The organism is Actinomadura madurae (assembly GCF_900115095.1).
GTDB lineage: Bacteria > Actinomycetota > Actinomycetes > Streptosporangiales > Streptosporangiaceae > Spirillospora > Spirillospora madurae.
The window spans coordinates 25889-52528 of record NZ_FOVH01000031.1; the positions used below are offsets into that span (position 1 = coordinate 25889).

Below are 26640 nucleotides of genomic sequence, written 5' to 3' on the forward strand. Positions count from 1 at the left end.
CGCCCGTCACGAGTCGGCGGGAACGGTCTTGACGACCTTGCCCTTGAGGTTCGCGGCGAGGTAGCCGCCGCCGTAGTCGTCGCTGAGGTAGACCATCATGGTCGGCCGGTCGCCGTTGAAGGTCCAGGCGGCCTTGGCGATGACGTACCGGCTGGTCGGCTTCGGCACCTTGAGGGTGCGTTCGGCGCGGCGCATCAGCGCGGGCAGGGCCTCCCAGTTGAAGGTGCGCATGTTCACCTTGGCGTCGCCGGTCGTGATGGCGATGCTGGGACGGCTCCGGACGGCCGCCTCCGCGCCCTTCTCGTAGGTGTAGTTGTCGAACGCGCCGCGCCGTCCGGACACGGGGGCGTCCGCGGAGGCGCGGTCCTCGTGCACCGTGAGCTCGGCGAACTCCCGGCTGCCGGACGCCGCCTCGAACTCCTTGATCACAGTGCGGACGGCGGCGGGGGCGAGCAGGCTCTTGACCTCCCCGGACTCGCCGCCGCCCTCGGTGTCGAAGGTTCCGGGGGTGTCCTCCGGCGTCTGCAGGCGGCCGGCGCTGTCCTCCGCCGTGGCGAAGGCGTCCAGCACCTTGGGGAGGACGATGACGACCGACCCGACGACCGCGGCGACCATGCCGGCCGCGATGGCGCCGATCGCGACCCCGGTCAGCCCGCGGCGCCGCGGCGGCCGCACGGGACCGGTCGGCCGCACGGGACCGGTCGGCGGGACGGGACCGGTCGGCGGGACCGGGTTCGTCCCGGGGCCCGGCATGGGGGCGATCGGGGGAGGCGGCGACACGATGCCGGTCGGGCTCGCACCGGCCACCTGGGCGAGCATCTGGTCCAGCTGGGACGGGGAGGGGCGGGCGGCCGGCTCCCGCACCAGCAGCGCCTGCAGCACGGGCGCCAGGGGACCCGCGCGGTGGGACGGCGGGATCTGAGCCGTCATCACGGCGGCCAGCGTCGCCGCGGTGCTGGGGCGGCGCAGCGGGTTCCGGCCTTCCACGGCCGTGTAGAGCAGGAGGCCGAGCGACCACAGGTCCGAGGCGGGCTCGCCCTCCTGGCCGTGCAGCCGCTCCGGCGCGATGTACTCGGGGGAGCCGACCAGCCCGCCGGTGACGGTGACGCGGGACGCCTCCTGGAGGACGGCGATGCCGAAGTCGGTCAGGACCGGCGTGCCGTCCGTCCGCAGCAGGACGTTCGCGGGCTTGACGTCGCGGTGGCAGATCCCGGCCTCGTGGGCCGCGCGCAGCGCCGCGAGGATCCCGCGCCCGACGGCCGCGCCCTCGGGCGGCGAGAGCGGCCCGCCCGCCAGCCGCTCCTGGAGGGACCGCCCGCGGACGAGTTCCATGACCAGCCATGGATGCGGCATGTCGGGCGAGTCCACGATGTGGTGGATGGTCACGACGTTCGGGTGATCGAGCCGGGCGAGGGCGCGGGCCTCGCGCATCACCCGCTCGCGCAGCATCCGCGCGACGTCCGGATCGAGGTCCGCCGTCTCGGTGTCGGAGAGCCGCACCTCCTTCAGCGCGACCTCGCGCTCCAGGGCGAGGTCGAACGCGCGCCAGACCGTGCCCATCCCGCCGCTGCCGAGCCGGTCCCGCAGCTCGAAACGGCCGTCGATCACCATCCGCCCAGACGTCACGGCGGACAGCCTACGGCCACGACCTCCTCAAAGCCGGTCAAATCGCTCTTTCAGGCAACTCGGGCGCAGAGGACGCCCTCCCGGAAGTCGCTCCATTTGTGCGAGCCTTCCGGGCATCTGGTCGCGTAGTAGCCGGTGTACTTGAGGACGTAGTCGAACTTCTTCGGAACGGTGTCCCTGCTGCATCCCCACGCGGTCATCAGACCGTGCCCGTTGATGAATATCCTCCCCGGCTGGCCGCTCTTCTTCGAGCCCAGGAAGCACTCCCCCATGTGGAATTCCCGGCGCACGCACAGGTAGATCGCCTCCCCGTCGTGCACGGGGGATTTCCAGTAGGACTCCCCGTCCAGCGGTTCGTAGCCGCAGTCGGAGGCCGAGTCCTGGATGCCGAACACTTTCACGTAGGCGTTGGGGGCGCCGCAGGGGACCACGTTCGGCTCCTCCTCGCTCCACCCGTCGGAGTCGTAGGGGTCCTTGTGCGCGTCGAGGCAGTCACCTCGCCTGATGGCCTCGAAGGCCTTGAAGGTCGGATCGGGCGTCGGGCTGCTGGACGGCGTGCTGCTCGGCCCACCGCTCGTTCGGGGCGTCGCGGACGGCGTCGACGTGGAGCCGGCGTTACTGGAAGAGCCGTTGGAGTCGTTGTTGGCCATGGCGAGAATCAGGGCGACCAGCAGGACTCCCACGACCCCGGCGACGACCGCGGCGTTCGGCTTGGGCCGGGTGCTCTGCTGGGCAGGCCGCTGCGAGGGCTGCGGAGACCGCTGGGTCCGGTCACCGGACTTGGGCGGCTGGGTCCGGTCACCGGACTTGGGCCGCTGGGCCCGGTCGCCGGACGGCGGCGGCGGAGAAGCCTGCTCAGGGCGCCTCTTCCGTCCGCCGCCCGTGTCCTTGGCGAAGACCTCGGTCTCGGCGACGCGCGTGGCGATCATCCGGCTGAACTTCTCGGGCAGGGTCATGCCCTCGTCCGCCGACAGCGCCGAGCACCGCTCCAGGAACTCCTGGGCCGGCGGGCGGTCGTCGGGGTCCTTCGCCAACCCGGCCGCGACGAGAGGCCGTAACGACTCCGGAACGCCCGTCAGATCCGGTTCCTCGTGCCGGACGCGGTACCCGAGGGCGTCGGGCGGCCCCTCCCCGAACGGGTGGTGGCCGGTCGCCGCGAAGACCAGCACGGCCGCCAGGCAGAACACGTCGCCGGCGGTCCCGACGTCCCCGCCCAGGTACTGCTCGGGCGACATGTAGCCGGGCGTGCCGACCATGGTGATGCTCTGGGACGTGGCGTCCGTCGCCCGCGCGATGCCGAAGTCGATGATCCGCGGCCCGTCCTGGGCGAGCAGGACGTTGCCGGGTTTGAGGTCGCGGTGGATGACGTTCTGGTCGTGCACGGCCAGCAGCCCCTCGGCGAGCCCGGCGCCCAGGGCCGCCACCGACACCTCGGGCAGCGCGCCGTTGGTGTCGATGGCGGCCTGCAACGACGGCCCGGCGATGTACTCGGTCGCCAGCCAGGGCGGGTCGGCGTCGGGGTCGGCGTCGATCACCTGGGCGGTGTAGAAGCCGCCGATCCTTCTCGCCGCCGCGACCTCCTTGGTGAACCGGCGCCGGAACACCGTGTTGTCGGCGAAGTGCGGGTGCACGACCTTGACCGCGACGAGCCGCCGTCCGGGGGAGCGGCCCAGGTAGACCTGCCCCATCCCCCCGGCCCCGAGCCGTGCCAGCAGCCGGTAGGGCCCGATTCTCGCCGGGTCGGCGGCCTTGAGCGACCCGAGTCCCGCGCCCGCCATCCGCCCTGCCTCACGTCTGTCGAACACCACCGTCTGTCTGCAATAAGGGTACCCGCGGTGATCATCCGCATATGCGTCTTCCGACGCACTCGCGAACGAGGGTCGCCGGATGACTTCCCGGACGCGTCGCGACAGCACGGAGACAGAGGGGCGACCTCGTCCCGCTTTTGAATTGGCGTCCACCCGAACGCCGACACGGGGGGAGTGACTCCGGCTGAGAAATGAGTGAGTCCATCACTGAGACCCTGGTGGGGCCCGCAATCGGGATGCTGGTGCTTTGGGGGTCCGCGGTGGCCTCGATCGCAACACAGGATTGGCTGCACGCCTGGATCCCGCGCCATTCTCGTACCAGCGTAATGCTCGCCGTTGTCTACGGAACCGTTCTGCATGCAGACATGCTGTCGTCTCGCTTTCGCGGTCGGTGGCGACGGCCGGGAGGTGCGGGAGAATCGGGGACATGACGGACTCTGTGGTCACGACCGGAAGTGACGTCGTCGAGGAGACACGGGCGTTCAACGTCAAGCTGGCCGCGGCTCTCGCCGCCGAGCCCAAGCCGTACGACATCGGCGTGGCCGAGTCGCGGCGCCGCCGGGAGCAGGGCGAGGGGCTGCACTCGGTGCCGGTGAGGCTTCCCGAGGGCCTCGACCGGACGGTTCCGGGTCGAGCCGGTGACGTGCCCGTCCGGGTCCTGCGTCCAGCCGACGTCCGGGGAGTCCTGCTGCATGTGCACGGCGGCGGCTGGACGTTCGGCAGCGCAGACGGTCAGGACACTCGCCTGTGGGAACTGGCCGAGGCCGCGAAGCTGGCCGTCGTGAGCGTCGGCTACCGGCGCGCGCCCGAGGATCCGCATCCCGCCGCCGCCGACGACGTCGAGGACGCGGCCCGCTGGCTGATCACGGCGGCGTCCGCGGAGTTCGGCACGGACCGGCTGGCGATCGCCGGAGAGTCCGCCGGCGCGCACCTCGCCGCGCTCACGCTGGTGCGCCTGAGCGACCGGGCGCGGGCGTTCCTCGCCGCGCAGCTCACCTACGGCGCGTACGACCTGTCGATGACGCCGAGCCAGCGGCTCGGCACCGACAAGCTGCTCGTCCCGACCGATGTGCTGGCCTGGTTCAGGGACCAGCTCCTGCCCGGACGTTCGGCCGAGGAGCGGCGCGACCCGGCGGTCTCCCCGCTCTACGCCGACCTGCGCGGCATGCCGCCCGCGCGTTTCGTGGCCGGCACCGAGGATCCGCTCCTGGACGACTCGCTCTTCATGGCGGCCCGCTGGCGGGCGGCCGGGAACGTCGCCGAGCTGGAGGTCGTGGCGGACGCGACCCACGGCTTCCTGAACCTCCCGATCACGATCACCAAGCGCGAACGCGCCCGCCAGGCCGAGTACCTCGCCGCCGCCGTCTCCTGACACCGGCCCCCCGCTGGTTTCTGGGGGCGTTGGTGCGTGCCTGCGACGCCGAATCCCGCGCCGCCGGTCGATCCCGGCGTGCTCTCGACGGGAGGCCGGAGATCCGCTTGACGGAGCCGATAGATAACGGCTATCTATTTGGCTAGCCGTTAGGGGGTGATCGGATGCAGGACGCGGTGCTGGCGATGCTCGCGAAGGAGCCGTCGCACGGGTACCGGCTGCGCGCGCGCTTGCGGGAGGCTCTCGGGCCGCTCGGGGAGTCGATGAACGCTGGCCAGGTCTACGTGACCCTGAACCGGCTGGAGAAGGCGGGCCTGGTCGTCTCCGAGCGGGCGGACGGGCTGCCGGACCGGCCGGACCGCAAGGTGTACGCGCTGACGCCGTCCGGGCAGCAGCGGGTGGCGGCCTGGCTGGCCGAGGTGAACTGGCCGAAACCGAACCTGGCGGAGTTCCATCTCAAGCTCGCCGCGGCGGCCGCGGCCCGGCTCGCCGATCCGGTCGAGCTGGTGGACGCGCAGCGCCGCGAGCTGCTGCGACGTCTGCGTGACGTGCAGCGCGCCACGCTGGCCGAGCCGGACGGTTCGACCGCCGGGCTGCTGCTGGAAGGCGTCGCGCTGCGACTGCAGGCCGACCTGCGCTGGCTGGAAACCTGCGAACGCGTCTGGGCAAAGGCTGATGACGAATGAACGATGACGTGCTGCAGGTCCGTGGCCTGTGCAAGGAGCACGGCCAGGGGCAGGCCCTGGTCCGGGCGGTCGACGACGTCGACCTGGACGTACCTGTGGGGCAGATGCTGGCGGTGATGGGGCCGAGCGGCTGCGGCAAGTCCACCCTGCTGCACATGCTGGGCGGCCTGGAGCGGCCGACCCGCGGGGAGGTGTGGCTGGCCGGGCGGCGGATCGACACCGTGAGCGAGCGGCAACTGGCCCGGCTGCGGCGCCGGTCGGTGGGGTTCGTCTTCCAGTCGTTCCACCTGGTGGAGGAGCTGTCGGCGGCGGAGAACGTGGAGTTGCCCGCGCTGCTCGCCGGACGTTCGGCGCGTGCGGCCAGGCGCCGCGCGGCCTTCCTGCTGGAGCGGGTGGGGCTCGCCGAGCGCGCCCGGCATCTGCCCCGGGAGCTGTCGGGGGGACAGCGGCAGCGGGTGGCCATCGCCCGTGCCCTGGCCAACGAGCCGCCGGTCCTGCTGGCCGACGAGCCGACCGGGAACCTGGACAGCGCGGCGACGGCCGACGTGCTGAGGCTCTTCGAGGGCCTGCGCGCCGCCGGGCAGACCGTCGTGATCGTCACCCATGACGCGCGGATCGCGGCCACCGCGGACCGGCTGGTCTCGATGCGCGACGGGGCGTTCGTCGACGACACCCGGCTGGCGGCGGGGAGTGCCGGGCGGCTCGGCGACCTGATCGAGATGGGGGACTGACCCCGTGGGCCGCGTCCTGCTCGTGTTCCGCCTCGTGCTGGCCGACGTCCGCCGGCATCCCGCCCAGGCCGCGATGCTCGTCGTCGCGGTCACCGCGGCCACCGCCGCGCTGGCCCTCGGTCTATCGTTGCGCGGGGGGACCGAGAAGCTCTACTGGCAGACCCGGGAGGTCACGGCGGGGCCGGACGTGGTCGCACTGTCCCCGGGCACCGACCCGGAAACGATCAAGGCTCTGAAGTCGTTGGAGCACGCGCCACGGGTGGTCGCGCACAGCGGGCCGTACCGCCAGTACTACACGAGCCTCACGGCGAACGGCTCCACGGGAGCCGCGGTGGTGCAGGTCGCCGACATGACGCCGGGCCCGGTCGACCGCCCGCTGGTGACCTCGGGCGGTTGGGTGCGTCCGGGAGGCGCCGTCCTCGAACGCGGCTTCGCCGCCGCCATGGGCGCCGGGGTGGGCGACCACGTCACCGTCGCCGGCCGCTCGCTTCCCGTCGTCGGGGTCGCCGTGACCGCGGCCCGCTCGGTCTACCCGTGGGCACTGGGGATCGGGCCGGGCGGCGGGCCGAGCGACGGCGGCGGCCTGGTCTGGCTGGCCGAACGGGACACCCGGGCACTGGAATCGCCCGATGTCCCGGTGACCTCGTTCATCAACCTGAAGCTGCGGGACCCCGACGAGGCCCGGCTGCTGAACAGGCATGACCCCGCTGTGGCTCCAGCGTTCGAGAACACCTGGGTGAACATGAAGACCTGGCAGCACATCGCCGAGCAGGATTTCGTCATGCTCCGGAACAGCCAGCCGATCCTGGTCATCGGCAGTTGGCTGCTCAGCTTCCTGGCCGTCGGCGGCGTGGCGACACTGGCGGCGGGACGCGCGGCCAGGCAGACCCGCAGGGTCGGGCTGCTCAAGGCGGTCGGCGCCACACCCGGCCTCATCGCCGCCGTCCTGCTCGCCGAATACCTGGTCTTGGCGCTGCTCGCGGACGCGCTGGGCCTGGCGATCGCCGGGCTGGCCGCACCCACCGTCGTCAACCCCTCCGCGAGCCTGGTCAGCACCGCCATCGGCCCGAGCGGCGACACGATCGCGTTCACGACCGTCGCCGCCGTCTTCGCGGCGGTCCTCACCACCGTGGGCCCGACGCTGCGGGCACTGCGCACCGGCACCGTCTCCGCCCTGGCGGACACCGCCCGCCGGCCCAGGCGCCGGGCCTGGCTGAACAGGGTGTCGGCGCCGCTGCCGACCTCGCTCCTGCTCGGGCTGCGCCTGATCGCCCGCCGGCCCGGCCGCGCCGTCCTGTACGCGTGCACCATCGCGACGACGCTGCTCGCGGTCACCGCACTGCTGATGGTCTACGTCCAGCCGGACCGGGGCTATCCGGGCTCGGCCATGGCGACCCACGCGCGGACCGCTCAGGACCGCCACCTGCTGCTGGGCGTCACCATCGCGGTGATCGCGCTCGCCCTCGTGAACACCATCACGGTGACCTGGACCCTCGCCATGGAAGCCCGTCCCACCATGGCCATCGCCCGTGCGTTCGGCGCCACACCCGGGCAGACCGCGGCCGGACTGTCGGCGGCGCAGCTCCTGCCGGCCCTGTCCGGCGCCTTCGCCGGTGTCCCGCTCGGGATTGCCCTGGTCCTGTCCTTCAGCCGTGGGGACGTGCCCAAGCCGCCCACGTGGTGGCTCCTCGCCGCCGCGGTCGCGGCGGTCCTGGCCACGGCGGCGCTCACCGCCGTACCCGCACGCATGGCGGCCCGCCGCTCCGTCGCGCGAACCCTCGGCGCCGTATCACCCTGAGCACGTCCGCCGCGATCACCAGGGTCCGGGAAGCCGCGGCGTGACATGCCGCCCCGCACGCTCGCCGGCCTAGTGGAGGCGTTGGTGGAGCGGGGTGGCCAGCTCGGTGGTGCTCAGGACCAGGGCGACCGTGTAGTCGACCAGGTGGTCGCGGTCGATGCCGAGGTCGCCGCGGAACCAGGTGGTGAACAGCTCCCACAGGCCGGCCGTGAGGGTCAGGCCGGTCAGTTCCACGTCGACGTCCGGCAGGAGGACCTGGTCCAGGGTCTCGTGGGTCTGGGCGGCGAAGATCGCGGTCATGGTCCGGATGATCTCGACGCGGCGCCGCTGGAGCAGGGGCGAGGCGGGGAACGCGTGGGTGAGGATGTGGGCGCGGCGCGGGTCCCCGGTCAGGAAGTCGAGGATCGCGGTCACCACGGCGCGGGTGCGGGGCTGCGGCCGGCGGGGGGCCTGCCGGGCGGCGGACAGGATCACGTCGGTGCCCTGGGCGACCTGGTCGTCGATGATCGCCAGGAGCAGGGCGTCCCGGTCCGGGAAGTTCTCGTAGAAGTACCGGTCGTTGAGCCCGGCCTCGGCGCACACCTGCCGGACGGTCGTGGCGGCCCATCCCCGGGTGCCGAGCAGCTCCAGCCCGGCCTCCATCAGCGCGGCGCGGCGGCGGGCCCGGCGCTGGTCGGCGGGCACGCCGCGGTAGGGACGTGTGCGCGGGGGCTCGGAGGTCACAGCCCGATTGTGCCGCATCCCTTGACTTCGTCCGCAGATCTGGGGACGCTGATCACCAGATATTCTGGTGCAACGCTTCACCAGAATTCGCGGTCGCGACGAGGGGAGCGTGAGGCGCGTGGCCACGGAGAACCCGCCACAGCCGGCGGACATCGATCTGAGCGATCTGCGGTTCTGGGCCCGTCCCCTGCCGGAGCGGGCGGAGGCGTTCTCGGTGCTCCGCGCCCAGCCGGGACCGGTGTTCTTCACCCTGCCCAAGCTGCCGTTCCTTCCGCAGAGCCCGGGGTCCTGGGCGCTGACCCACCATGCCGAGGTGGCCGAGGCCAGCCGCCGTCCGGAGGTGTTCAGCAGCGAGCCCAGCGCCACCAGCCCGGCCGACATGCCGCGCTGGATGGACAAGTACTTCAACTCGATGATCGACATGGACGATCCGCGGCACGCGAAGATCCGCCGGATCGTGTCCCGGGCGTTCAGCCCGAAGATGCTCGCCAAGGCCGAGGACGACATCGCGCGGCGGGCCACCCGGATCGTGGACGGGCTCATCGAGTCCGGCGGCGGCGACTTCGTGTCCCAGGCCGCGGCGCGGCTGCCGGTCGAGGTCATCTGCGACATGCTCGGCATCCCCGTCCGGCAGCACCGGCGGGTGGTGGACCTGACCAACATCATCGTCGGCTACAGCGACCCCGAGTACGTGGGCGCCACCGTGGAGTACGGCGGCGACGGCCCGAAGCTCGGCCGGCTCGCGACGCTCCGCATGCTGGGCACCGTGGCGTCGGCGGGGTGGCGGCTGCACCGGCTGGCCTTCCAGCTCGGACGGGAGCGCCGCGCCGCGCCCACCGGCGACCTGACCTCGGCCCTGGTGAACGCCAACGTCGACGGCGAGCGGCTGAGCCCGCGCGAGTTCGCCGCGTTCTTCCTGCTGCTGGTGGTGGCGGGGAACGAGACCACGCGCAACGCGATCGCGCACGGCCTGAAGCTGTTCACCGAACATCCCGACCAGCGCGACCTGCTGCTGGCCGACTTCGACGGACGCATCGCCGGGGCGGTCGAGGAGATCGTCCGGTACAGCAGCCCGGTCATCTTCATGCGCCGCAACCTGACCCGCGACTACGAGATGAACGGCCACACCTACCACAAGGGCGAGCGGGTGACGCTGTTCTACTGGTCCGCGAACCGGGACGAGGCGGTCTTCACCGACCCCGAGCGCTTCGACATCCTGCGCTCGCCGAACCCGCACGTCGGGTTCGGCGGTCCGGGCCCGCACTTCTGCCTGGGCGCCAACCTGGCCCGGCGCGAGATCACCGTGATGTTCCGCGAGCTGTTTACCCGCCTGCCCGACATCACCGCCGGGGAGCCCGACCGGCTGATGTCCGGCTTCATCAACGGCTACAAGCGCCTGCCCTGCGCCTTCACCCCGCCCGGCGCCCGCCCGCGCGCATCGGCCTGAGCCGACGCGCGCGGACGGACGCGGCGAGGTCTCAGCCGACGTTGACGGTCAGGCGTTGCGGGTTGCCGTCGGCGGCGGCGCCGGAGACGTCCGGCGCCCCGTCGGGACACACGTCGTCGTACGGGAACGCGTACCCGATCGGGGTGTTGGCGTGCAGGATCCGCGCCCAGTGGTTCGTGGTCGGGTCCTTGTAGTAGTCGGACTGCGGCGTGCCGTTCGGCTGGTCGGCGCTGCTCAGGATCGTGCTGCGGTTGAACGCCGCGGCGATGCGGGCGAGCAGGCCCTTCTTGATGTCGGAGTCGCTCGGGTTGTTGGCGAACGGCCCGTCGTTGCAGGTGAAGATGTCCTTGGACGAGGGCCGCGCGAACGTGCTCCCGTCGTTGAACCTGAGCACACCGCCGCTGACGCGCCCGGTGTAGACGCCGCGCCCGCCTTGGAGATCCACCTTGAGGTCGGTTCCGGCGTACTTGTCCCACACCTGGTTGACGTAGCCGTCCCAGTACGTGGAGAAGGCACCGGGATTGGACGCCATGTGGCCCTGCGGTGAGACGACCCGCAGCACGCCGCCGCCGTTGCGGATGACGAGCTGGTCCCAGGGCTGCCCGTCCGCGTTCTTCTGCGCGACGAGACCGTCGGCGACCGCCTGCACCGCCCCGGCGGGCGCGGCCTCGACCGTGTGCCGGGAGTCGCCGACCAGGTCGAGCCCGATCGGCAGCGCGGTGAGCAGGTCGACGTAGGAGATGTTCGCGAAGATCTGCTGGGGGTTGAAGGTGAACTCGCAGAACGACCAGGTCCTCTGGTAGTTCGGGTCGGCCGGGTTCGCGAACGCCGGCTCGACCAGCGCCGGACCGGGGTTCACGAAGAAGTCGAGCGAGTCGTTCTTCACGAAGTAGATCCGGGCGCCGTACATCTGCGGGAGCGTGAGGTTCGCCGAGCCGCCGGCGCCGATCGGGATCGAGCAGTCCGCGCCCAGCGGGGTCACCGGCGCCGAGGGCGACGGGGGATAGTACGGCGAGCTGTCGGCGCGGAGGAGCACGAGCCGGTTCGTGCCCTGCTCGCGGCCGGTGATGTAGGCCTTGACCGGGGCGGAACCGTGATTGGCGAGCGTGAGCGCGCACGTCGACGGCGCCGCGAACGCGGGCCTGCCGAGCAGGTCGCGCCCGAACGGGATGGCGAGAGCGGCCGTTCCGGCCGCGGCGAGGAATGATCTGCGGGTGACCAACGGGAACTCCTGGCGGGGGGAGGGTTCGGTTGCCGTTGTCTGAAACGCGCGTATCAGGGGAGCTGTAGTCCAAGGTCCCGGATCGTTCCACTACTGTCAAGACTCTTTCCAATTAACCTGCACACGGGCCCCTGCCGTCCCGCCGGCCAACACCGTGCACACGGGTCCCGGTCGTCGAGGCGCTGGAGTTCACGTTCGATGGCGACCATCAGAGGCTCGGGATCGCGCTGCAGGTAGTCTGGCCACATACTCATATCCGCCAGACCGGAGGCGCGACGAGCCATGCATGCGGTGACTCTCCCATTGCCATCCGGCGATACCTGGACTCGGGCAGACTATGAGGCCCTGCCGGAAGACCTTCCGGTACGTGTAAGCCTCATCCATGGAGAACTCGTCGTGAACCCGCGTCCTCGCCCGATCCACCAGCGCATCGCTCGGCGACTGGCGAACTGCATCGAGGACGCGGCCCCCGCCACTTGGCAGGTCGACCTCGACCTGGATGTTCTCTTGGACGACGACGCGGTAGAGCCGGTCGAGATTGCCCCTGACATCGTCGTGTACTCCGTCGACCACGATGTCAACGAGCGTCCGGTACTTGCTGATTCGGTTGCTCTCGTCGTCGAGGTGGTCTCACCGTCCACCAAGCGCAAGGATCGGCGGATACAGCCGGCTCTGTACGCGGAGGCTCGAATCCGGCACTTCTGGCGGGTCGAAACCGACCAGACCGCGCCGGCATTCGCGATCTACACCTACGAGCTGGACGACGCGACCGGCGGATACGTCGGAACCGGCGTCCACCATGACCGGATCACCGTCAGCGTGCCGTTCGAGATCGACATCGAACTGAAGGCCGTACGCGAACGCTGACCCCAGAACCGTCTCGTGGGCAGCGCCGGGCGGGCGGCGGCCGCGCTTACGCGTCCCGGAACGGCCGGACCTCGACCCTTCGGTTGCAGGCTTTCGACCCCTCGGCGGCCAGCTTGAGCGCCGCGTCCAGGTCGGGCGCCTCGACGACCCAGAAGCCGGCGAGGTACTCCTTCGTCTCCAAGAACGGCCCGTCGGTGACCATCGCCTTCCCGCCCCGGTTGTCGATGACGGTGGCCGTGTCGGGCGAGGCGAGACCGCCGGCGAAAACCCAGTGGCCCTCGGCCTGGAGCCGGTCATTGAACACATCGATCGCCGCGTCCTCGTCCGGGGTGGCGAGGCCGGCCTGGTCGTGGATCACGGAAAGCAGGTACTGCATCTGAGGATCGTCTCCTGTGGTCTCTAGTCAGGTCGAGCGCAAGCCCTGGGACCTAGCCCACGTCTCGGCGTCGCGGCCCGACACCCTCGGGGATCTCGCCGTGAAGGTGCGGGGTGTACACGAGCTTGTGCGTCCGACCGTCGAGCACGGTCGACTCGATGAGTTCCAGGTCGAACTCCGCTCCGTCGTGGAGAAGCGCCGATCCGCCGGCGCGGCCGGAGATGGCGGGGAACATGATGACTTCGAGCCGGTCGACGAGGCCGGCGGCGAGCAGGGCGCGGTTCAGCGAGATGCTGCCGTGCGAACGCATCGGGACGTCCGTGGTGCGCTTGAGGCGCTCGATCGCCGTCACCGCGTCCTCGTTGAGAACCGTCGAGTTCTGCCAACCGAGCGGCTCTTCGAGCGTGCTGGAGAACACGATCTTCGGCAACTCGTTCAGGCTGTCGTAGTAAGGCTCGTCGTACTCGACGACGAACTCGCGGAACTCTCGGAACGTCGTCGCGCCGAAGACGAGCACCTGCTCCTGCGCGAAGGTGCGCACCCGGTCCTCGCGGATCTCGGGACCCTCCTTCCCCCAGTATCCGGGCCAACCGTGGGCCATGCCGTAGCCGTCCAGGCTGCAGAAGAAGTCGACAGTGAAGGTGGTGCTCATGGCGCAACTCCCTGTTTCTGCGCCGCCCCCGTTGGGCGGCTTCACTACCTCCACGAACACGACCACCCCGATCCGACACCGCCGCGGAAAAACTTTGAGGACTTCTTCCGCCCGCCGCCGATCACCGTCACGGCCCCAGGGTCGGGTCAAGCCCTCGGACGAGGGGAGAAGCCGATCTCGAACTCGCGACCAACCCGTACAACCAGGAGGCCCACCCGGCCGCGCGGGACCCGCGCTGGGCGCCGGCGATGAGGTCGATCGGTTGGGCACGCGACACATCGATCAGCGTCGGCGGCGGCTCGCCGCCGACGCTGGCCTGGCGCTCGGCTACCTGGACGGGCTGCTCGTCAGCCACGGCATGAGCGCTTCCCCGGCACTGAGCTGACCGAAACGCTGGGGCTGCGCGTGACCTGCGGATGCTGTCATGAGCCAACGCGTAGGGTGCCACGGCCGAGGGCGATGGCGCCGTACGCAGCCATGGCGGTGCTGGACGGGACGGCGACCACGGCCGCGTGCGTGTGTGGGGCGCGGTTTCGTCGTCCGCCTGCGCGGCGCCGCGGTGGCGAGGAAACCAGCACGCGGCCCTTGGCGGCCTTCCTCGTCGCCACGGCGAGGGGGCGGGCTCAGTGCGTCCGGGCGGCGGACTGCACGGCCGTCCGCAGGGCCGCGCGGGTTTGTAGGAGGATGGGGCCGTGCGGGTCCTTGCTGTCTCGCACCGCTACCGCACCGGCCACCTTCGCCAGCTCGACGCAGTCGCCGCCGTTCTCGCCGCTGCGGCTGCTCTTGCGCCACTTGGCGTTCATCAGGTCCATCTCTTTAACCACCTTCCTGCTTGGGGACGGCGGAGCGGTTGGTGGCGGGCGGTCAGTGTGTGGCGGTAATGGACTGGATGGACGTTCGCAGGGCCGCGCGGGTCAGTAGGAGGATGGGGCCGTCTGGGTCTTTGCTGTCTCGGACCGCTACTGCGCGCGCCGTCGTCCCGGTCGCGTCTGCCAGCTCGACGCAGTTGCCGCCGTTGGAGCCGGTGTAACTGCTCCTGCGCCACCTGATGTTCTTCAGGTCCATCTTTCTTGGACCACCTTTCTGATCAGCTCGCGTGACATCTCCTCGGTGAGTGCCCGTGAACGAAGGGCGATGAGAGTACGCGTCAGCACGGACAAGTCCGTGGGGTCGTCGGTTGTGATGGCGTGAATCGCCGTCTCGATATACGCGACCTCACTTCGATCGTCCATCGTGGCGATGGTGAACGCGCCCATGTTGCCGTCGTGCTCGCCGCTTTCTAACACTACTTGAACCGTGATGTGGGGCAACAAGCTCAAGTCCACCAGGTGTTCCAGTTGCTCCCTCACCGTCTCGGGCGAGCCGACCGGGCGACGCAGTGCCTGTTCATCGATCAGGAGCACCAGGGCCGGTGGGACATGTCCCTTGGGCTCTGTGAGAATCTCCTGGCGGTTGAGCCGTGCTTCTACGGCTTCTGCGTTGCCGCGAAGCAGAGCTGAGGCGTAACCAGGGGTCTGAACGAGGCCCGCGATCAGCATCGGCTCCCAGGAGACTAACGACGCCGCGTCCGCCTCAATTTTGGGCCAGTCGAACCAGATCGGGACCGGGTGACCGTTCCTGTTCAGGTCCTCCCAGAGTTTGATCAGTGCCCCGTCGCCTCTGAGGATTCGGTCCACCTGCTCCACGAACGGCCTGGTGGCGCGCCGGGTGCCGTTCTCGATGCGGCTCACCTGAGCCTTGCTGATGTTGGTGTGATCAGCGATGGACTGCTGGGTGATTCCCTTGGCCTCGCGCATCCGGCGCATCTGGCCACCGAAAGCGACAAGGGCGGGCGACTCCTTGGGGCGTTGGGGTCGTGGGGACATTAGCGCGGAGTTTCCTCTCCTCGGTATCTCGCCTGGAAGAGCTGCCTGTCGCCAGAAGTCACCAGAGGTTCTTGGTAACACCAAGATACCCCGGAACCTTGCTAAACGTGTGGCGTCGAACACACATGGTGAGGAGAGATCGTGGGCGAGGCGGCAGAGGGCGAGGACGAGATGGTGGTGAAGCAGGACCTCAAGGTCGTCGCGGAGGTGCGGCGGTTCGTGCGGCTGGTGATCGGGCGGTGGGGCATGGACGACTTCGTCCCGTGCCTGGTGGCGAGTGAGCTGGTCACCAATGCCCTGCGGTATGCGTCGGCGTCGGATGAGGATGTGCGGTTCCGGCTGGGGCGGACCGAGGACGGTGCGCTGTGGATGGAGGTTCAGGACGCCACCTGCGACCTGCCGCACATGCAGGAGTCCGACACGATCAGCGAGGCGGGGCGGGGGCTGTTCATCGTGGATCAGTTCTGCCGGTGCTGGGGTGTCCGGCCGCTGGCGGGCAACGTCGGCAAGGTCGTCTTCGCCGTCCTCAACCCAGTTTGAAGACCGGCGGCGGGCTGCCCTGCCGCCGGTGGGTCGGGTGGCCGACCGAGGGTCGCGCGGGTCAGCAGATGGTGGGGGGAGGGTGCGGCCACGTGGTCGGCTGGAGCTCGAAAACCTGTGGGAGGGGCCTCACCACCCTGGGACTCTGGGGGCATGGGTGACGTGCGTTCGTTTGAGGAGTTGGTCGCGGAGGCTGAGGCCGTCCCTACCGAGGGGTGGGACTTCTCGTGGTTCGAGGGGCGGGCCACCGAGGCGCGGCCCTCTTGGGGGTATCAGCGGTCGATGGGGGAGCGCATGGCCTCGGCCAGTGCCGCGCTGGACATCCAGACCGGTGGGGGTGAAGTGCTCGCCGGCGTGCCCGAGCGGCCGCCGCTGTGTGTGGCGACCGAGGCTTGGCCGCCCAACGTCGCCAAGGCCACGGCTCTGCTGCACCCGCTCGGTACGGTCGTGGTCGCCGCACCGGAGGAGCCGCCGTTGCCGTTCGCGGACGATGCGTTCGACCTGGTGGTCAGCCGGCATCCCGTGAAGCCCTACTTCGAGGAGATCGCGCGCGTCCTGCGTCCTGGTGGGACGTACTTCGCCCAGCATGTCGGCCCGGCGAGCGTCTTCGAGCTCGTCGAGTACTTCCGCGGCCCGCAGCCGGAGGAGACCAGGAACAGCCGCCACCCGGATCTGGAGCGGACGCGGGCGGACGCTGCCGGGCTGGAGGTCGTAGACGTGCGAACGGAACGGTTGCGGATGGAGTTCTACGACGTCGGAGCGGTCGTCCACTTCCTGCGCAAGGTGATCTGGATGGTGCCGGGCTTCACGGTGGCGGCTTACCTTCCCCAGCTCAAGGAGCTGCACGAGCAGATCGTGGCGGAAGGGCCTTTCGTGGCGCACAGCACCCGCACCTTGTTCGAGGCGCGGAAGCCGCGCTAACCAGACTTCGGCCCTTCAGGCGCAGCGCTCGACGAAGTCGAGGGTGGTCTGGGCTACCTCGGGCCAGGCGTGGTCGATGGTGAGGGAGTGGCCTCGGTCCGGCATCTTCACGATCTCCGTCACGGCGGGATTGTGCTTCTGCCGCTTGTAGGCGGCGTTCGCGATCGCCCAGGGCACCGTGTGGTCCTTCTCCCCGTCGATGATCAGCAGGGGACCGCGGTCGGGGTTCCTCGTGTCCGCCTTCGCCTCCGTCCACGGGTTGAGGTTCGCGTTGCCCATCTGCATGAGCGCCATCCCGGAACCGGCGACGTGGAAGGTGTCGTAGAGGTTCCGCGCCTCCTCCTCGTCCAGCGCGTTCGCCCAGCCGTAGACGAACTGGTCGAACGTGAGCGTGATCGCACGGCCCCGCGTGCGCGGGTCGATCAGGAAGGGGCCGACACCTCGGAGCACGGAGGCCGGCAGCGGCAGAACACCGCGGAAGATCCCGGGGTCGATGGCGACCGTGGTCGCCGAGAGGCCCTCCCCCGCGAGCATCTCCGCCAGCAGGCCGCCGGTCGAGTGCCCTACCAGCACCGGCTTCCTGTCCAAGGCGTTGACGACCTCCCTGGTGTGGTCGGCGATCTGCTTCAAGGTCTTCTTGGCGAGGACATCCGGATTCGCCCGAGCCTCTTCCACTGTCTCCGGATCGTCCGGCCAGTCCGGCGTCAGCGGCGCGTAGCCGGCCTGCTCGAAGAAGTCCGCCCACTTGTCCCAGCTGCTCGGCAGCAGCCAGAGGCCGTGGATGAAGACGACCGGTGTCTTGCCCGAGGCGTTGGCCGCCTCGATCTCCCGGTTCTCTCTTTCGGAAATGGACGCCATAGCGCGCCTCCTTCGTATCCGACCGGTCTCGAATCAGGCCTCGGCGCCGTTTTGCAGGAAGGTCAGCAGTTCTGCGTTGACCCGGTCCTGGAGGGTGGCGGTCAGCCCGTGAGGGGCCCCGGGGTAATAGACGTCCTTGGCGCCCTTGATCAGCCGGGCCGATTTGACCGCCGAGTCCTTGACCGGGACGATCTGGTCGTCCTCGCCGTGCAGCACCAGCGTCGGCACGTCGAACTTGGCGAGGTCGTCGTGGAAGTCGGTCTCGGAGAACGCCTTGATGCTCTCGTAGGCGTTGATGAGACCCGCTTGCATGCTCCACATCCAGAACTGGTCGAGCACGCCCTGGGAGACGGTGGCGCCGGGTCGGTTGGCGCCGTAGAACTGGACGGCCAGATCCTTGTAGAACTGCGAACGATCGTTGACGAGGTCCTCGCGCATCTTGTCGAACACCTCGATCGGCAGGCCCTCGGGATTGTCCGCGGTCTTCACCATGATCGGGGGCACGGCGGCGATCAGGACCGCCTTGGCGACCCGGCTCGTGCCGTGCCGGCCGATGTAGCGGGCGACCTCGCCGCCTCCGGTGGAGTGGCCCACCAGCGTCACATCGTCGAGGTTGAGCGCCTCGATCAACGCGGCCAGATCGTCGGCGTACCCGTCCATGTCGTTTCCCGTGGAGCCCTGGCTGGACCGGCCGTGCCCGCGCCGGTCGTGCGCGATCACCCGGTAGCCGTGCTGGACGAGGAACAGCATCTGGCCGTCCCACGCATCAGAACTCAACGGCCAGCCGTGAGAGAACGTGACGACCGGGCCCTTTCCCCAATCCTTGTAGTAGATCTCTGTACCGTCGCGCGTTTTGATCGTGCTCATGGCATCTGCTCCCTGCGAAAGGCGGGTCGATACGGGGACACCGCCGGTCTCGTCCGAGTCCGTAGCACACCTCGGCCCCGTCCGGAGTTCGCAACTCGCCACACCAAACCCGTAACTCCCTCCCCCCTGCGCGGAAACTCGTAACCTTAAGTTCGGAAAGGCTCGGATGACGGACGGCGAATTCTTCTTTGCCCGTCAGACGGTGGTCGCGGCCTCGGCCCGGGGCTCCTGGATCGGGTCGCCGGGCCGCCGCGGGCTTCGGAGGCCGAAGGCGATGACGACGGCGCCGAGCGCGGACGCCGTCACGGGCACGACCAGTGCGGTGCGCAGGGCGTCCAGTCCCGAGCCCGCCGAGACGCTGACGGCGGTGACGGTCGACAGGCCGAGCGCCGTGCCGAACTGGATGGAGGTGTAGAGCAGGCCGCCCGCCAGGCCGTGCTCGTCCTCGGCGACGCCGTCGGTGGCGGCCATGGTGAGCGGCCCGTACGCCAGGGAGAACGCCAGCCCGAGCAGGATCAGCGCCGGGAGCATGGCGGCATAGGCCCAGTCGATCCCGAGGGGCAGGAACAGCGCGTACGCGACCGCCGCGAGCGTGAGGCCGCAGAACAGGACGCGGATGTTGCCGAAGCGGTTCACCAGGCGCGGTGTCAGGACGGGCGCGAGGACGGCGTCGATGCTGATCACCAGCAGGGCCAGGCCGGTCTGCATCGCGCTCCAGCCGCGCAACTCCTGGAAGTACAGGGTCGCCAGGAACTGGAAGCCCGCGAACGCGGCCAGGAACAGCAGCGCGGCCACGTTGACGCGCACCAGCGGCGCCGAGCGGAGGATCCCGAGCCGCAGCAGCGGTGACGAAGATCGCCGCTCGACCGCGAGGAACAGCCCCAGCAGGGCCAGCCCGCCGGCGAACACTCCGGCGGTCAGGCCGGTGCCGTCGCCGGGATGCTCCAGCCGCACCACCCCGTACGCCAGGAGCAGCATCGCTCCGGTGATGGTGAAGGCCCCCGCCAGGTCGAAGCCCCCCGAGGGACGTGCGCCGCCCGTGTCGCGGACGAGTGCCAGGGCCGCCACCAGGATCAGCGCCGACAGGATGACCGGTGCGAAGAACACCCAGCGCCAGCCGAGCGAGGTGAGCGCGCCGCCCGCGACCACGCCGAACGAGTAGCCGCCCGCCGCCGTCCCCGCGTAGACGCCGAGTGCCCTGGTGCGCGCGGGCCCCTCCGGGAAGTTGGACGTGATCAGTGCCAGCCCGGCGGGTGCCATGAACGCGGCCGCGACGCCCGTGACGAACCGGGCGGCCAGCAGCATCCAGCCCTCGGTGGCGAGCCCGCCGAACCCGGAGAAGACCAGGAAGACGACGAGCCACAGCACGAACATCCGGCGGTGGCCCAGCAGGTCGGCGGCGCGTCCGCCCAGGAGCATGAACCCGCCGTAGCCGAGCACGTAGGCGCTGACGACGCCGCTGAGCATCCCGGTGGACAGGCCCAGGTCGGCGCGGATCGACGGCAGTGCCACGTTCAGCATCGCCACGTCGATCCCCTCCAGGAAGATCGCGCCGCACAGGACCAGCAGCAGACCCAGCGAGCGGCCCGTCAGGTGGGATGACCCACCGGCGGGTCCGGTGACGGAATTGGACATCGGTGCCCGACCCTCTCCATCGGGAACCGGCCCCGGGATGGTTCCCCGAGTGCCTGCCGGTTCCCTCTTGTAACCGACAGCATCGTCAGGCACCATCGGTGACCATGGAAGACGGAACTTTCGAGTCCCCCGGTTACTGCGGGGATACCGACCTCGACGAGGACGTTCTCCAGTGGGACCAGCGCGCCGACTGCGAGGTGCGGCAGATCCTCGACCGCGTCGCCGACAAGTGGTCGCTCCTCGTCATCGCGCTGCTCGACAAGCGCAGCCTGCGGTTCACCGAGCTCCGCCGCGCGATCGACGGGGTCAGCCAGCGGATGCTGGCCCGGACCCTGCGGCACCTGGAACGCGACGGCCTGGTGAGCCGGACCGTGCACCCGACCGTCCCGCCGCGCGTGGACTACGAGCTGACGCCCATGGGCGCGACCCTGCACAGCACCATCCGCGCCCTCGTCGTCTGGACGGAAGAGCACCAGAACGCCATCGCCGCGGCCCGTTCCGCCTACGACAGGCGCGCCGCCGCCGAGAAGGCCGCCGCCGAACGCGAAGCCGCCGAACGTGCCGCCATCGCCCGCACCGTCCTCCCCACCAGGCCCTGACCCACCCCGGCCGGACACGTCACACGTCTTCCGGTGTCCCTTGATATGGATTGGTGAAGGACAGGCCGCCGTGCGGTCCCGCGTTGAGGGAGGTGAGTAGCTTGTGGGAGTGGTCAGCCAGCGGCGTGTTCAGTACGGGTCTGGACGGCGGTCTGGACGGCCGCCCGCAGGACCGTGCTCACCGCGGTTGGGGTCCGCTGTGCGTGCACTTGCGTCAGCGGGAGAAGCCCAGAGGCCGGCATGCTCTGATGGCCTATCGCGCGGAGGCAGTCCCGCGCGAGGGCAGCACGTTGATCGAGTGGAAGGCAGGGCGCGGGCCATTCGAGGCAGCCGTCTGGATGAGGTCGAGAGTGCCGTCCGGCGCTACCGCGAACGCGTTGACGATGCTCTCGGTGTAATCGCTGACGTACAGGTGGCGCCCGTCCGCCGAGAACCCGATGCCGATCGGACTCGCCATCGTGACGCGCCGAGGCTTTTCGGTGAGCCTCCCGTCGTCGCCGATCGTGAAACTCAGCACCTGGCCCGCGCGCGCATCCGGGTCGTTCCCCTCGACGCCGACCGCAGCGACGTACAGTCCGCGTCCGTCCGGGCTTATTCCGGCGCCCTCCGGGAAGTCGCCGCCGTCGACGGGTGAGTTCGGCACGGGGGTGAGCGCGCCGTCGACGCCGATGCGGAATCCGTGCACGTTGTTCGAGCCCTGGTTCACGACGTAAACAAACCGGCCGTCCGGGGTGATGACGGTCTCCGCGCCGGAGATCCCGATCTTCTTCCGTGCGACCTCGCGTCCCACGGAGCCGTTCGATCGCAGGGCGAAGCCGGTCATCACGGTCGGCGTGGTGTCGCTTGGCGAGCCGTGGCTGACGTACACGAAGCGGCCGTCGGGCGTCACGGAGACTCCCTTGGCGACCTCCGCCCCAGTGTCCACCGAGCGCAGCGGCTTGAGTTCGCCCCCTCTCCCGACCGTGAACGGCGACAGCATGCGGGTGCCCGCGTTGCTGACATAGATCGTCTTTCCGTCCGGGGCGATCGCCATCGCGAACGGCCCCGGGGTCTCGACCTCACCGAGGCGTTCGAGCGCGCCGCCGGGCCCGATCCGGAACCTCACCACCCGGTCGACCCGGGTGTTCGCCAGGTAGGCGAATCGCAGGTCGGGGGTGAAGACCATACTGCGCGCCCCGCCGCGGTCGCCCAGCGCCACCGCGTCGACCGGTGTCAGGGCGCCGGTCGCGCCGATCGAGAAGCGAGTGACATTGGCGGTGCCGCCGACGTTCGCGCTGTTCGTCACGTAGGCCGTGCGCCCGCCAGGGGACGCGGCGCTCCGGTTCTCGGTCGCCCGGCTCGGATCGGCTGCCGCGTCAGCCGGTCCGGCCTCGGATAAGGGCGCGACCACGGCCGCGGCGGTGAGCAGGCCGATGGCCGCGTCGATCGCCACCCGATCACGAGCGAGTCGTCGCATGATGGAACCTCCCCTGTGTGTTCATCGAGCCGACGCACGTCGACGGCGCCGTCACACCACCCACGTACCGCGCGCAGAATCGGTTCAAGAATTGAAAGGTGCACGTCCGGTTCGGGCCGGGCCACTGGATCTCCCACGGCAGCCTGGACCGGGCCGGTAATGGTCGAATATATTTTCGAGAATGGTGCCGGGGCTTGTGTGCGTTGATCGATGGTTGGACGAGGACGGTCAGCGGCGGGTGGTGGCGGAGGTCGATGCCGCGCCCTGGTCGTCGCAGTTGCGGCGGCGCGTCCAGCATTACGGGCACCGCTACGACTACGGCAGCCGCGGGGTGGGCGGCGCCCCGGCCCCGCCGCTTCCCGGCTGGGCGATGGCGCTGGTCCGGCGGCTGCACGAGGAGGGGCACTTCGAGCGGCCCGCCGACCAGGTGATCGTGAACGAGTACCTGCCCGGTCAGGGCATCAGCGCCCACGTCGACCGCGTGCCCGCCTTCGGGCCGGTCGTCGCCTCGGTGAGCCTGCTGTCGGGGTGCGTCATGGAGTTCACCCACCCGCAGGACAAGACGCGCGTGCCGGTGCGCCTCGAACCCGGCAGCCTGTGCGTGATGACCGGCCCGGCACGGTTCACCTGGCGGCACGCCATCCCGGCGCGCAAGTCCGACCCGGGCCCGGACGGACGGGTGCCCCGCGGCCGACGCGTGTCGGTAACTCTGCGGACGGTGTTGTAGCAGGTCACAGCTCCATGAGGAGCATGCCGGCGACCGCCAGGTCGACGACCCCGGGGGCTTCGGCGTAGGGGGCGAGAGGGAGGTGTGGCGTCCGGGGAGGACGAGCGGTCATGGGGTCAGGGCGCGGGCGACGCAGTCGCGCAGGAGCGCGCGGCGGCGGTCGTGATCGGCGGTCGGCTCGTCCGAGGTGGCGACGTGGACGCCGCTGACCGGTGACCAGGCGCAGGCCATGGCGACGACCATGGCGATCAGGTCGGACGGGTCGCCCTCGCGTATCCGGCCTTCCGTCTGGGCGCGGGTGATGGCGGCGATCTTCGGCTCGTGGTCCGAAGCGTCGGACAGCCGGCCCTGGGAGCGCCGTTCCAGTCGCAGCCAGGCCATGAGGCGGACCAGCTCGGGGTGGCGCACGTTCTCGTCGTACATCCCGACGGCCCAGCCGGGGAGGTCGTTCGCGTCGATCGGGACGGCGCTCATCAGGCGGTCGGCGCGGTCGGCGATCACCGCGTCGAACAGGCCGTCCTTGCTGCCGAAGTAGCCGTAGAGCTGGGCCTTGTTGGTGCGCGCCGCGGCGATGATGCGGTCGATCCGGGCGCCGGCGATGCCGCGCTCCGCGAACTCCTCGGCGGCCGCGTCGAGGATGCGCCGGCTCGTCGCGGCGCCGCGCGTCGTCGTCGGCAGTTCGGGCACGGGACCACTGTAGCAGACAGACTAGTTGGTTTGTTTCTGCGTCCGGATCAGGCTACGGTCGAAACAGACCGAATAGTCTGTCTTTGGAGGAAGCATGCGTCCCACCACCGCTTGGCAGAGCGTCGACGACGGCTCGACCGTCCTGGAGCGGGTCGCGATCGAACGCCGGGATCTGCGCGACGACGACATCGCGGTGCGCGTCGACTACTGCGGCGTCTGCCACAGCGACCTGCACAGGATCCGCGGCATGCTCGGTGAGGGCGCGGTGGTCCCCGGCCACGAGTTCACCGGCACGGTCACCGCCGCCGGTACCGCGGTGACCGGCTTGGCGCCCGGTGACCGGGTCGCGGTCGGGACCCTCGTCGACTCCTGCGGAACCTGCCCGATGTGCCAGGTGGGGCAGGAGAACTACTGCTACGAAGGCCCCGTCTCCACCTACGGCGGGACCGACCGTGTCGACGGGACGAAGACGCGAGGCGGGTACAGCCGCGAGTACGTCCTGCGCGAGAAGTTCGCCTATCGGCTGCCCGGCGGGCTCGACCCGGCCGCCGCCGCGCCGCTGATGTGCGCCGGGATCAGCATGTGGGAGCCGATGCGGGCGGCCGGGGTCGGACCGGGCAGCCGGGTCGCCGTGGCCGGACTGGGCGGGCTGGGGCACCTCGGGGTGAAGCTGGCCGCCGCTCTCGGCGCCGAGGTCACCGTGCTCAGCCGCATCCCCGGCAAGGCCGCCGACGCTCGCGGGCTCGGAGCCGCGGACCTGCTCCTGACCACCGACGAGGCGCGGGCGCGGCAGGCGCGGGGGCGGTTCGACCTCGTCCTGGACACCGTCTCGGCCGCGCACGACCTCTCTCCGCTGCTGAGTATGGTGGGACTGGACGGCACGCTGTCCGTGCTCGGCTACCCCATGCCGACATCGGTGCGGATCATGGAGCTGGCCATCGGCCGCAAGAAGCTGTCCTCGTCGGGCACGGGCGGCCGCCGGGAAACGGCGGAGATGCTCGCCTTCTGCGCCGAGCACGGCATCGCCGCGGACGTCGAGGTGCTCCCCTCGTCGCGCGTCCAGGAGGCGCTGGAACGTCTGGACCGGGGCGACGTCCGTTACCGGTTCGTGCTGGACCTGTCCGACCTCGACCGGTCCGCGTCCTGAATGCTTGAGGGCTACGTCGCTTCGGCGGGCGGAAGCTGGATGTGTAGGGAGACCGCGCCGGTCAGGTCCAGCCAGGCGGCGTCCGGGGTTCGGACGAGGCGTAGGACGACGTGGTCGCAGCCGGGGCAGCGGGCGACCATGCCGGGCGCCCGGTCGTAGACGCGCAGCGCGGCGACCGGGCCGGTCAGGCCGCAGTTGGCGCAGCGGCCGATGGCCGCGGTGACGTCCACGGCGAACACTTCGCCCAGCGGGCCGGCGAGCGCGTTGCCGTCCACCGGGGCGGGTGCGCCCGGGGAGTCTCGATGGGGCACGGTCATGTCTGCCTCCGCTCAGCCGAACCGTTCGGTCTTGATGCGCCGGGGGTCGTGGCCGCGGTCGACGAGGAGGTCGGCGGCCGCCTCCACGAAGGCGGTCGGCCCGCAGATGAAGCAGTCCGGGTCGGCGGGGCCGCCGTCCAGGTCGGACGGGGTCAGGCGGCCCGGCGGGCGCGGCCAGCCGTCCGGGGCCTCCCGGGTGTAGACGTGGGTGACGTCCAGAAAGGGGTCGGGGCGCCGCAGCTCGTCGGCGTAGTACACATCGCCGGGCGTGCGCGTTGAGTACAGCAGCCGGAACGGGGTGCCGTCCCCGGCGCGGCGGCGGGCCCGGATCATGGCCATCAGCGGTGCGACGCCGGAGCCGCCCGCGACCAGCAGGACGGGACGTCCCGTGCCCGGCCGCCACACGAACCAGCCGCCGACCGGGCCGCGAAGCTCGACCGCGTCGCCGATGTCGAGCACGTCGGCGAGGTAGGGGGAGACCTCGCCGTCCGCTATCCGCTGGACGGTCAACTCGACCCGGTCGGGTGCGGAGAGCGAGTAGCTGCGCTGCGCGGTGTACCCGTCATCGGCCGTCAGCCGGACGTCGACGTGCTGACCGGCCAGATGCCCCGGCCAGTCGGGCACGTCGAAGACCAGCGTGCGGGCCGTCGCCGTCTCGGCGCGGGACTCGGCGAGCCGCGCGACGCGCCAGGTCAGTCGCCCTGGTACCGCTGCTCGCGCCATGGGTCCCCGTAGTCGTGGTAGCCGGCGGTCTCCCAGAAGCCGGGCTCGTTCTCGGTGAGCAGGTCGATGCCGCGCACCCATTTCGCCGACTTCCAGAAGTACAGGTGCGGCACGAGCAGTCGCGCCGGGCCCCCGTGCTCCGGCGCGAGATCGTCACCGTCGAAGCCGTGGACGATCCAGGCCTGCCCGTCCAGCAGGTCCTCCAGCGGGAGGTTCGTGGTGTACCCGCCGTAGGACGACACGAGCGCGAAGTCGGCCGCGGTCTCGACATCGGCCAGCAGGACGTCCAGCGAGACCCCCTGCCAGTCCGTGCCCAGCTTGGACCATTTGGTGACGCAGTGGATGTCCACATGCGGTGCCTCGGACGGCAGGTCGAGCAGTTCGCGCCATGTCCACCGGTGCCGCTGCCCGGTCTCCGTGGTGACGGTGAACTCCCAGTCGTCCCGCGAGATCCGCGGGGTCGGGCCGGCCGAGAGCACCGGGAAGTCCTCGGTCAGGTACTGTCCGGGCGGCAGTTCGGCGGACTCGCGCCGCCGGCCGTGAAACCCGCGTGAGACGATTCCCATCACAGCCTCCTTCCGTGCTCACCCCACCTGGTGTACCCACGGCCGGGCGAGGGCGCTCAGCGGCGGGTCCGGTAATGGTGGACGATCAGGCCGACCGTGCCGACCAGGCTGACCGTGCTGAACGCGATGTTTCCTGCCATCGGCAGGCCGGCGCCGGAGAAGCAGATGTTGCCCACCACGCCGATCGCCAGCACCGCCCACAGAATCGGGCGCAGGATTCCGCCGTCGCGCTGGGTGGCCGGAACGCCGCCGGTGTTCGTCATGTCATGCTCCTTCGTGAAGAGGTCCGATCGACACTGATCACGGTAGGAACGGCGACGGCGGGAGACGATCCAGCGGGCGTGTCTTCCTTGGTACAGCAGGCTGTACTTCACGTCCGATCACGGGACGGAGATCAGCACGCCGCCCTAGTGTCGCGGGCGTT

Annotated in this window: 30 protein-coding genes; 12 read left to right on the plus strand and 18 right to left on the minus strand. The window is 70.4% G+C overall.

The features are described from left to right. Positions 1-6 precede the first annotated feature (6 nt). Positions 7-1626 (minus strand): serine/threonine-protein kinase, encoded by a 1620-nt coding sequence (locus BM339_RS45515; RefSeq protein ID WP_256255856.1) that lies wholly within the window; start codon positions 1624-1626, stop codon positions 7-9. A 50-nt stretch (positions 1627-1676) separates the two neighbouring features. Beyond that, positions 1677-3404, minus strand: coding sequence for a serine/threonine-protein kinase (locus BM339_RS51040; protein ID WP_075024881.1), 1728 nt, complete (start codon positions 3402-3404; stop codon positions 1677-1679). 457 nt (positions 3405-3861) lie between these two features. Between BM339_RS51040 and BM339_RS45525 the strand changes: the two genes are divergently transcribed. The 4 genes from BM339_RS45525 (at position 3862) to BM339_RS45540 (ending at position 8021) form a co-directional block, all read left to right on the plus strand. Next, positions 3862-4806 (plus strand): alpha/beta hydrolase, encoded by a 945-nt coding sequence (locus BM339_RS45525; RefSeq protein ID WP_075024882.1) that lies wholly within the window; start codon positions 3862-3864, stop codon positions 4804-4806. A 164-nt stretch (positions 4807-4970) separates the two neighbouring features. Next, the gene (locus BM339_RS45530) at positions 4971-5492 is read left to right on the plus strand and encodes a PadR family transcriptional regulator (RefSeq protein ID WP_075024883.1); all 522 of its coding nucleotides are present in this window, start codon (positions 4971-4973) and stop codon (positions 5490-5492) included. Then, a complete protein-coding gene (locus tag BM339_RS45535; protein WP_021592173.1) occupies positions 5489-6223 on the plus strand; it encodes an ABC transporter ATP-binding protein in 735 nt (244 codons plus the stop codon). Before BM339_RS45530 ends, BM339_RS45535 begins: the two co-directional genes overlap by 4 nt. A gap of 4 nt (positions 6224-6227) precedes the next feature. Then, positions 6228-8021: an ABC transporter permease gene (locus BM339_RS45540; protein ID WP_075024884.1), complete on the plus strand. Its 1794-nt coding sequence runs from the start codon at positions 6228-6230 to the stop codon at positions 8019-8021. 69 nt (positions 8022-8090) lie between these two features. Here BM339_RS45540 and BM339_RS45545 read toward each other — a convergent pair whose 3' ends face one another. Continuing rightward, positions 8091-8744: a TetR/AcrR family transcriptional regulator gene (locus BM339_RS45545; protein ID WP_021592171.1), complete on the minus strand. Its 654-nt coding sequence runs from the start codon at positions 8742-8744 to the stop codon at positions 8091-8093. A gap of 118 nt (positions 8745-8862) precedes the next feature. On the opposite strand from BM339_RS45545, the gene BM339_RS45550 reads away from it, so the two are divergent. Further along, positions 8863-10191 (plus strand): cytochrome P450, encoded by a 1329-nt coding sequence (locus BM339_RS45550; RefSeq protein WP_075024885.1) that lies wholly within the window; start codon positions 8863-8865, stop codon positions 10189-10191. 31 nt (positions 10192-10222) lie between these two features. On the opposite strand, the gene BM339_RS45555 is transcribed toward BM339_RS45550, so the two are convergent. Continuing rightward, positions 10223-11413 carry a glycoside hydrolase family 64 protein gene (locus BM339_RS45555; protein ID WP_075024886.1) on the minus strand — a complete coding sequence of 397 codons (1191 nt, stop codon included), beginning with the start codon at positions 11411-11413 and terminating at the stop codon, positions 10223-10225. Between the two features lie 282 nt (positions 11414-11695). Between BM339_RS45555 and BM339_RS45560 the strand changes: the two genes are divergently transcribed. Further along, positions 11696-12280 carry a Uma2 family endonuclease gene (locus BM339_RS45560; protein ID WP_075024887.1) on the plus strand — a complete coding sequence of 195 codons (585 nt, stop codon included), beginning with the start codon at positions 11696-11698 and terminating at the stop codon, positions 12278-12280. A 46-nt stretch (positions 12281-12326) separates the two neighbouring features. On the opposite strand, the gene BM339_RS45565 is transcribed toward BM339_RS45560, so the two are convergent. Beyond that, on the minus strand, positions 12327-12656 hold the full coding sequence (locus BM339_RS45565) for a YciI family protein (RefSeq protein WP_075024888.1): 330 nt from the start codon (positions 12654-12656) through the stop codon (positions 12327-12329). Between the two features lie 52 nt (positions 12657-12708). Continuing rightward, on the minus strand, positions 12709-13308 hold the full coding sequence (locus BM339_RS45570; RefSeq protein WP_075024889.1) for a dihydrofolate reductase family protein: 600 nt from the start codon (positions 13306-13308) through the stop codon (positions 12709-12711). Between the two features lie 262 nt (positions 13309-13570). Between BM339_RS45570 and BM339_RS52150 the strand changes: the two genes are divergently transcribed. After that, positions 13571-13693: a hypothetical protein gene (locus tag BM339_RS52150; RefSeq protein ID WP_256255859.1), complete on the plus strand. Its 123-nt coding sequence runs from the start codon at positions 13571-13573 to the stop codon at positions 13691-13693. 238 nt (positions 13694-13931) lie between these two features. Here BM339_RS52150 and BM339_RS45580 read toward each other — a convergent pair whose 3' ends face one another. Genes BM339_RS45580 through BM339_RS45590 form a run of 3 tightly spaced genes read right to left on the minus strand, consistent with a single transcriptional unit; the run spans position 13932 to position 15173 of the window. Continuing rightward, complete coding sequence (locus BM339_RS45580) at positions 13932-14120, minus strand: DUF397 domain-containing protein (protein ID WP_075024891.1); 189 nt, start codon at positions 14118-14120, stop codon at positions 13932-13934. Positions 14121-14172: 52 nt separating this feature from the next. Beyond that, positions 14173-14373: a DUF397 domain-containing protein gene (locus BM339_RS45585; RefSeq protein ID WP_075024892.1), complete on the minus strand. Its 201-nt coding sequence runs from the start codon at positions 14371-14373 to the stop codon at positions 14173-14175. Next, positions 14364-15173 carry a helix-turn-helix domain-containing protein gene (locus BM339_RS45590; RefSeq protein ID WP_075024893.1) on the minus strand — a complete coding sequence of 270 codons (810 nt, stop codon included), beginning with the start codon at positions 15171-15173 and terminating at the stop codon, positions 14364-14366. The genes BM339_RS45585 and BM339_RS45590 overlap by 10 nt, the downstream gene beginning before the upstream one ends. Before the next feature lie 141 nt (positions 15174-15314). Here BM339_RS45590 and BM339_RS45595 point away from each other — a divergent pair, with 141 nt between their 5' ends. Then, a complete protein-coding gene (locus BM339_RS45595; protein WP_083598564.1) occupies positions 15315-15713 on the plus strand; it encodes an ATP-binding protein in 399 nt (132 codons plus the stop codon). A 153-nt stretch (positions 15714-15866) separates the two neighbouring features. After that, positions 15867-16634 carry a class I SAM-dependent methyltransferase gene (locus BM339_RS45600; RefSeq protein ID WP_075024894.1) on the plus strand — a complete coding sequence of 256 codons (768 nt, stop codon included), beginning with the start codon at positions 15867-15869 and terminating at the stop codon, positions 16632-16634. Between the two features lie 15 nt (positions 16635-16649). On the opposite strand, the gene BM339_RS45605 is transcribed toward BM339_RS45600, so the two are convergent. The 3 genes from BM339_RS45605 to BM339_RS45615 all read right to left on the minus strand — a co-directional run bounded on the left by BM339_RS45605 (position 16650) and on the right by BM339_RS45615 (position 19994). Continuing rightward, the gene (locus BM339_RS45605) at positions 16650-17492 is read right to left on the minus strand and encodes an alpha/beta hydrolase (protein ID WP_075024895.1); all 843 of its coding nucleotides are present in this window, start codon (positions 17490-17492) and stop codon (positions 16650-16652) included. A 33-nt stretch (positions 17493-17525) separates the two neighbouring features. Then, positions 17526-18359, minus strand: coding sequence for an alpha/beta fold hydrolase (locus BM339_RS45610; RefSeq protein WP_143118860.1), 834 nt, complete (start codon positions 18357-18359; stop codon positions 17526-17528). Positions 18360-18554: 195 nt separating this feature from the next. Next, positions 18555-19994 carry an MFS transporter gene (locus BM339_RS45615; protein ID WP_075024897.1) on the minus strand — a complete coding sequence of 480 codons (1440 nt, stop codon included), beginning with the start codon at positions 19992-19994 and terminating at the stop codon, positions 18555-18557. A 104-nt stretch (positions 19995-20098) separates the two neighbouring features. Here BM339_RS45615 and BM339_RS45620 point away from each other — a divergent pair, with 104 nt between their 5' ends. Beyond that, positions 20099-20593, plus strand: a complete 495-nt coding sequence (locus tag BM339_RS45620; protein WP_075024898.1) for a winged helix-turn-helix transcriptional regulator — start codon at positions 20099-20101, stop codon at positions 20591-20593. A 253-nt stretch (positions 20594-20846) separates the two neighbouring features. Here the strand turns inward: BM339_RS45620 and BM339_RS45625 are convergent, their stop codons facing one another. Next, the gene (locus BM339_RS45625) at positions 20847-22025 is read right to left on the minus strand and encodes a lactonase family protein (protein WP_075024899.1); all 1179 of its coding nucleotides are present in this window, start codon (positions 22023-22025) and stop codon (positions 20847-20849) included. A 238-nt stretch (positions 22026-22263) separates the two neighbouring features. On the opposite strand from BM339_RS45625, the gene BM339_RS45630 reads away from it, so the two are divergent. Continuing rightward, the gene (locus tag BM339_RS45630; protein ID WP_218163939.1) at positions 22264-22776 is read left to right on the plus strand and encodes an alpha-ketoglutarate-dependent dioxygenase AlkB; all 513 of its coding nucleotides are present in this window, start codon (positions 22264-22266) and stop codon (positions 22774-22776) included. Positions 22777-22884: 108 nt separating this feature from the next. On the opposite strand, the gene BM339_RS52405 is transcribed toward BM339_RS45630, so the two are convergent. Then, positions 22885-23463 (minus strand): TetR/AcrR family transcriptional regulator, encoded by a 579-nt coding sequence (locus tag BM339_RS52405; protein ID WP_021592152.1) that lies wholly within the window; start codon positions 23461-23463, stop codon positions 22885-22887. 94 nt (positions 23464-23557) lie between these two features. Between BM339_RS52405 and BM339_RS45640 the strand changes: the two genes are divergently transcribed. After that, positions 23558-24610 carry an NAD(P)-dependent alcohol dehydrogenase gene (locus BM339_RS45640; protein WP_075024901.1) on the plus strand — a complete coding sequence of 351 codons (1053 nt, stop codon included), beginning with the start codon at positions 23558-23560 and terminating at the stop codon, positions 24608-24610. 11 nt (positions 24611-24621) lie between these two features. Here BM339_RS45640 and BM339_RS45645 read toward each other — a convergent pair whose 3' ends face one another. From BM339_RS45645 to BM339_RS45660, 4 genes are read right to left on the minus strand one after another with little or no spacing between them, the layout of a single operon-like run. Next, positions 24622-24927, minus strand: coding sequence for a DUF6510 family protein (locus BM339_RS45645; RefSeq protein WP_052357751.1), 306 nt, complete (start codon positions 24925-24927; stop codon positions 24622-24624). A 12-nt stretch (positions 24928-24939) separates the two neighbouring features. After that, positions 24940-25650, minus strand: a complete 711-nt coding sequence (locus BM339_RS45650) for a ferredoxin reductase (RefSeq protein ID WP_021592149.1) — start codon at positions 25648-25650, stop codon at positions 24940-24942. Further along, positions 25620-26216: a sulfite oxidase-like oxidoreductase gene (locus BM339_RS45655; protein WP_075024902.1), complete on the minus strand. Its 597-nt coding sequence runs from the start codon at positions 26214-26216 to the stop codon at positions 25620-25622. Before BM339_RS45655 ends, BM339_RS45650 begins: the two co-directional genes overlap by 31 nt. A 56-nt stretch (positions 26217-26272) precedes the next feature. Next, complete coding sequence (locus BM339_RS45660; RefSeq protein ID WP_143118861.1) at positions 26273-26590, minus strand: hypothetical protein; 318 nt, start codon at positions 26588-26590, stop codon at positions 26273-26275. Between the last annotated feature and the right edge of the window lie 50 nt (positions 26591-26640).